Annotated in this window: 1 protein-coding gene; it reads left to right on the plus strand. The window is 68.0% G+C overall.

Annotation, left to right across the window (positions count from 1 at the left end):
• A partial coding sequence (locus tag AB0O82_RS38540; RefSeq protein ID WP_363589703.1) for an OTU domain-containing protein occupies nucleotides 1-3,314 on the plus strand: 3,314 nt, incomplete at both ends.

A 3,314-nucleotide genomic window follows, 5' to 3' on the forward strand; every position in this document is an offset into this window, starting at 1 on the left:
AATGGCGACCGGATGCATGTGACGGTGTTGCCTGCCAGGCTGGGTGAGCAGGCGCATCTGACGGTGGACCTGGTCTCGCGGGGCCGGGAGATGGACCAGAAGTCCTGGTGGCTGGACGCGGATCCGATCGACTACGCGCACGAGTTGGGCCACCAGATCGGCCTGCGGGACGAGTACCGGACGGTGGATCTTCCGCACCGTCCGGCGGTCGAGGGCAGCCTGCTGGGTGACCATCGGGCTCCGGCGGCGGATGGTTTGCGGCAGGGTGGTCTGCGGGAGCGGCATCTTCAGCTGATCTCGTCGGTCGTGGGGCACCTCGATGTGCCGACCGGCGGAGGGTCGCACGGTCGGACCTGGGATGAGGCGCGGGAGTTGGCGTCGCCGCATGACCGTGAGCACGTCTGGGTGGACCCGGTCTCGGCCCCGCACGGGACCGGCTCGCACGAGGGCGGCCCGCTCGACGTCGCACCGAGGGTGCTCGGTGACGACCACCTGCCGCCGGGCAGTCGGCGGGTCATCAAGCAGCCCGGCTACGCGTCCGGTGACCAGTTCGGCATCTCGGTCGCTCTGCTCAACGACGCGAACCTGCACGTCATGATCGCGCGCGGGCCGCAGACGGCGGACGGTCGCGCCGTCGACCCCAAGGACAAGTCCCGGGAGATCGAGGCCTTCTACCGCTCCATCGGGATCCCCGCGGACCGCATCCACATGGTGGACGTGCCGAGCATGAACAAGGGCAGACTCTTCGAGGTGCTGGACGGCAGGGCCGGGCAGATGGCGGAAGGCTGGGGCGCCGTCTCGAAGACGGACTACGAGGCGATGGTCAGGGACGTCACGTTCGCCTCCTTGAAGGTCTCCAAGGATTTCTCGGACGAACTGCGGGAGAGGGTCCGCGAAGCCTGGAGGATGACCTCCGCGCGCGACCAGCAGATCGCCGACTGGCTGACGAGTCGTGGGATCACGCTGCCCGCCGAGGGCTCGAAGGTTCTGGTGCTGTGGTCCCGTTTCACCGGCAAGGCAACCCGGTGGGACGACTTGAGCAGCCGGATGGAGCACGACACGAGTTTCCAGGGGGCGCGGCAGATCCTGCGAGAGTTCGCCCGCGAACACGGCATGGTGATCATCACCGGTGACCCCCACCCCTCCCGGAACACCAAGTGGGACGAACTGGTCGCGGAGATGCGCGAGGAGCTCGGGATCGACACCATCCACCACATCACCGGCTTCTGGAGGGACGGCGGATCGGACCCCTCCGTCTGGACGGAGAACCTCAGGACCGGGCAGCTGAGGCTGTACGACTTCCTGAACCGCCGGTACGACATGAACCACCTCGGGGCCCGCTCCGGCAACCTGGAAGCCGCCGCGCTGCTCGGCCACGACGTCACGTACCTGGAGGAGGTGGGCTCCAGCGGACGGGCGCGGATGGAGCGGTGGCACCTGGACTACAGCACCGGCAGGGCCGCACTCGGAGGCAAGGCGCCAGGCTACGAGCGCGTGACGATCGACTTCCCGCCCACCGCGTCCGGCAAGTACACCACCCAGTTCGACGCGAAACACGGCTCCTTCCTGCCGGCGGGTGAGCGGGGCATGGGCAACGCGCCGGCGGGAAAGAACGAGATTCAGCCGTCGGGCACGGTCGACCGCGGTCACCAGCCGCGGGGCGAGACCGCCCTGTGGCGCAAGCCCGTGGAGGTCTACGCCGGGGAACGCGGCTTCGACTACGAGGCGCTGCGCAAGATCCGCGCGGAGCTGGGGCTTCCGGGTGACCGGCCGCTCGACGCCGGGCAGTTCGCCGCCAACCGCGTCCAGCACCTGCGGAACCGGTACGAGAAGCTGCGCCAGGAGTTCCTGAGGTCTTCGGGCAGCGAACCGTGGGTGGAGGGCTACATCGGCGAGCTCGACTACTTCTTCAAGGACAAGCCGGAGTTCGCCAACGCCTCCCCCGAGCAGATGTACCAATGGATGGTCACCAACGGGTTGCCCAAGCTGCCCGGACTTTGGTCGTACCACCGCGCGTCCCATAACAATGCGCTCGTGGCCGCCGAGGGCTACCGGATCCAAGACGTGCCCCGTGACGGGGACTGTCTCTACAACTCCGTCAACCAGCAGCTGTACTGGTTCGCTGACGCGTTGCAGATGCGCGCCCACGTCACCGAATGGATCAACCAGAACCGGGAGCTGGTCACCGCATTCGCGACCGAGCACGGGTCGACCTTCGGGGACCTTCGCTGGATGGCCCAGTCCCAGGGGTGGTGGGCGGGGTCCAACGGGGACCTGATCCCGTCGATCGTCGCCTCGGTATTGGGGGTGCGGTTGAACATCTTCGACGGGGTCAACTGGCACCCCGTGGTGCCGATAGCCGGTGCCCCCGCGACCAATGGAGAGGTCCGCCTGTTCCTCTCCGAGAGCCACTACTCCTTGCTGGTTTCCGAGCCGGCCCCCGTCACCGTTCCGGTGGACGAGGGTGGGCAGAAGCGGCAACTCGACCACAACAGTGACTCGGAGCCGGAGGATTCGGCGGAGAAGAGGCTTCGGCCGGCGCCTTCGGGGGTGTCGGAGGAGTCGGTGGTGGTGAATCCGCTGGCGGTGGAGCACGGTGGTGGTATGCCGGTTCCGGGGCCGTTGCATGAGCGGGTGCAGGCGTTGGAGCACCTCGGTCCGGAGGCCCGGCGGGAGCTCGCGGCGGACACGGTGTTCGTGGCGAGTCTGCGGTCGGAGTTGTCGACGGAGGACTTCGCGCAGGCGGCGGCGCGGTTGGTGATCGACGTCGATCCCCGTGTGCATCAGCCGGTTGCTTCGCGGCGTGAGGCTGAGTTGCAGGTCGCGCGGATGTTGCAGGACAAGGAGGTCGCGGCCAGGCTGGTGGCGGCTGGTGTGCGCGTGGTGGTGGTGCCGCGTGATGTGCCGTTGACCGGTGTTGCGGGTTTCGAGAAGCTTCGCGGGCTGGTGGCCGGCGGTGAGGCGGGCAACGGGCGCGGCGTCGAGCAGTTGCGGGGGGCGAACGACGAGCTTGTGGTGGCGATCCCTGAGGAGAACCTGCTCGGTGAGCGGACGTCGGTGGGGCCGCACACTACGCAGCCGGAGGGGTATTCCTCGGCGACTCATGAACTTGCGCACGCGGTCCTGGAGTTCGGGCTGAGTCGTGAGCAGAGGGCGCTGGTCGAGGAGGCGTACCGGGGCAAGCGTCTCGCCGACGGTCTGGCCGATCTGTTCGGTGACGAGTCCGTGACGGTCTGGCCCGATGGATCGCGGCGCAACGCTGCGGGTGAGCTGGTCGGCAACTACTCGTCGGCGGATGTGCATGAGTTCTTCGC

The organism is Kitasatospora sp. NPDC088264 (assembly GCF_040685715.1).
Taxonomy (GTDB): Bacteria; Actinomycetota; Actinomycetes; order Streptomycetales; family Streptomycetaceae; genus Kitasatospora.